At 66.8% G+C, this 2,942-nt stretch carries 3 protein-coding genes; 1 reads left to right on the top strand and 2 read right to left on the bottom strand.

Features of this window, described 5'->3' with window-relative positions:
- Positions 1-546: TetR/AcrR family transcriptional regulator (locus B0T44_RS26075; protein ID WP_254893716.1), on the bottom strand; the 546-nt coding region annotated here is incomplete at its 3' end.
- 114 nt (positions 547-660) lie between these two features.
- Between B0T44_RS26075 and B0T44_RS26070 the strand changes: the two genes are divergently transcribed.
- Entirely contained in the window at positions 661-2,706 is a 2,046-nt protein-coding gene (locus B0T44_RS26070; RefSeq protein ID WP_077114183.1) for a neutral/alkaline ceramidase, read from the top strand.
- Between the two features lie 2 nt (positions 2,707-2,708).
- Here the strand turns inward: B0T44_RS26070 and B0T44_RS26065 are convergent, their stop codons facing one another.
- Positions 2,709-2,936, bottom strand: a complete 228-nt coding sequence (locus B0T44_RS26065) for a DUF2530 domain-containing protein (RefSeq protein ID WP_081512736.1) — start codon at positions 2,934-2,936, stop codon at positions 2,709-2,711.
- Positions 2,937-2,942 lie beyond the last annotated feature (6 nt).

Genomic DNA, 2,942 nt, shown 5'->3' with positions numbered 1-2,942 from the left:
GCGCAGCACGATTCCGTCGATCACATTGAGGGTGAATCGCGACAGGGTCTGCACCGGAACGGTCCACTGACTGCCGGTGGCGTCGCGGGCGTGGTCGAGGATATCGGCGACGGTGGTGTCGTTGAACGTGTACTGTTCGCGCGCGATCGCCAGTTTCGCCGGCGTGCTCTCGCCTGCGCGCAGCGCGTAGGTGGTGGTCTCGTAGGTGAGCAGTTGCCGTTCCGGGGTGGCTTCTATGTTGAGCCACATCAGTTCCAGTCCGGAGCGCACCAGTTCGCGTAGCGCTTCTCTGCCGGTTCCGGCGGCCTGCCATACCGTGTCGTCGGCGTCGACGGAATCACGTAATTCCATCGATAGCGCCTTGACCAACTCGGTCATCAGCGCATCTTTGTTCTCGAAACAGTAATGCACCACACCGAGTGAGACTCCGGCCGCCTGCGCGACATCGCGCGTGGTCACGCCCGCAACTCCCTTTTTCTCGGCAAGGCCGATCGCGGCCTCGATAAGGTGGGCCCGTCGTTCTTCGACGCTCAATCGGGAGGACACCTGAGCGAGTTAAGCCGCCGCGGCGCGAACAGTCAATTCATGGCCAGGAATAACTACTGCTGGACGCCCGTCCAGTTGTATGGTTCGCTGCGATCGGATCGAAGGGAGACCGGTATGGCGGTGACACGCAGAACGATGCTGGCTCGGACAGCGCTCACGGCAGCCGCCGCGGGGGCGCTCGCCCCGATGACGACGGCGCTACCCACCAGCCGGGCGAACCCCGATTCCGGCGGATACCACATCGGAGTCGGCCTCTCCGATATCACCGGCCCCGCCGCCGAATGCGGGATGATGGGGTACTCCCAACTCGAGCAGACCACCGCCGGTATCCATCTGCGGCCGCGCGCCCGCGCATTCGTGATCGCGGCGGGCGGCACCCGCATCGTCTTCGTCGTCGCCGACAACGGCATGATCTTCCAGTCGGTGCACCGCGGCGTCCTGCTCGAACTGAGCCGCCGATTCGGCGATCTGTACACCGAACAGAACGTGGTGCTCACCTCGACGCATTCGCACTCCACCTGCGGAGGCTCCAGCCACGACTACGCCTACAACCTGTCCATCCTCGGCTACCAGCAGCAGGTCTACGACGCCGAGGTGAACGGCATCGTCGAAGCGATCGCGGCCGCACACGCCGACCTCGGACCGGGTTCCTTGGCGCTGGGCCGCGCTGAATTGCACGACGCGAGCGTCAACCGGTCCCGGACCGCGTTCGACCGCAATCCCGACGAAGACAAACGGCATTTCCCGGCAGCCATCGACCCCGCGGTGACCACGCTGTCACTGCACAAGGGCGGCAGGCGGGTCGGCGCCATCACCTGGTTCGCCACCCACAACACCTCGATGACCAACACCAACCGCCTGATCAGCTCGGACAACAAGGGTTTCGCGTCGTTCCGTTTCGAGCACACCGATCACGGAGTGCGCTATCTGGACGGTCCGGGTGATTTCGTTGCCGCGTTCGCGCAAACCAATGCCGGCGATATGTCGCCGAATTTGCATCTACGCCCCGGATCCGGCCCCACCGAGAACGAGTTCGACAACACCCGCATCATCGGCGAACGCCAATACCGCGCCGCGCACCACGCGCTCACCGATGCACAAGCCATCAGCGGACCCGTCGGCGCGATGCTGTGCTACATCGACCTCGCCGATATCGCCGTGGACGGCCGCTTCACCCCGGACGGCCTACCGCACCGCACCGCCCCGGCCGCCGCGGGTATCTCGCTGTTCGCGGGCAGTGTCGAAGACGGTCCCGGTCTGCCGGGCGCCCCGATCCCGGAAGGGGTGCGCAACCCGCTCCTCGATGCGCTCGGCGATCCACATGCACCCGCACCGCAGTGGCTGGCCGACGCCCAGGCCCCCAAGGCGATCGGCGCGCCGCTCGGGCTGCTGCCGCCGGTGCCATGGGTGCCGAACGTGCTGCCCATCCAACTGGTGCGCATCGGCGAACTATATCTGGCGGCAGCAGGCGGCGAATTCACCATCGTCGCAGGTCTACGCATCCGCCGCGCGGTCGCGGCAGCGCTCGGCGTTGCGCTGGAGCAGGTGCTGCTGCAGGGTTACGCCAACGCCTACCACGAGTACGTGACCACGCCCGAGGAGTACGACGCCCAACAGTACGAGGGCGCTTCCACGCTATACGGCCGCTACACCCTGTGCGCCTACCAGCAGGAATTCCACCGATTGGCAACGGCGTTCGCCGCAGGCACCCGGGTCCCGCGCGGGCCGGCACCGCGTGAGGTCTCGGCATTGCAGCCCAACTTCGTCCCCGCCCCCGGCCCGGATGCCGCCCCCGCGGGACGTGGTTTCGGCGATGTGCTGACCCAGCCTGCCGCCACCTATTCGCCCGGCGGCAGGGTCGAAGCCGAATTCGTCTCCGCCCACCCGAAACACAATCCGCGCCGCAACGCCACCTTCCTGGAAGTGCAGCGACTCGACGAGTCCGGTCGATGGCAGCGGGTTGCCAACGAAGGGGAGTGGGCGGTGCGCTTCTACTGGCGCAAACACGGCAGCGCGGAATCGGTGGCCCGTTTCGTCTGGGACATCCCCACCGTCACCCGGCCGGGCCGGTACCGGTTCCAGCATTTCGCGGACCGGCTCGGCGGCGACGGCGCGCTGCACCCGTTCACCGGAACCACGAACGAGTTCCGGGTCGGCTGAGCTCACAGCCCGGTTTGTGCACCCTTGTCGCCGCGCCGCGCGCCACGGCGCTGAACGAAGAAGATCGCGTAACCGAGCGCTCCGACGGCCAACCCCATCAGACAGACCGGCCGCGCCGCTTCCCAGCGTTCCCCGCTGAGCCATACCACGACAGTTGCCACCGCCCACAGCGCACAACCGATCGCCAGAACCGGCCGAGGATCGGTTAGTCGCGGCGGTATCTGCGGCACCTGCTG

The sequence above is a fragment of the Nocardia donostiensis genome, assembly GCF_002081715.1.
Lineage (GTDB): Bacteria > Actinomycetota > Actinomycetes > Mycobacteriales > Mycobacteriaceae > Nocardia > Nocardia donostiensis.
This window is presented reverse-complemented; position numbering and strand designations above follow the sequence as displayed.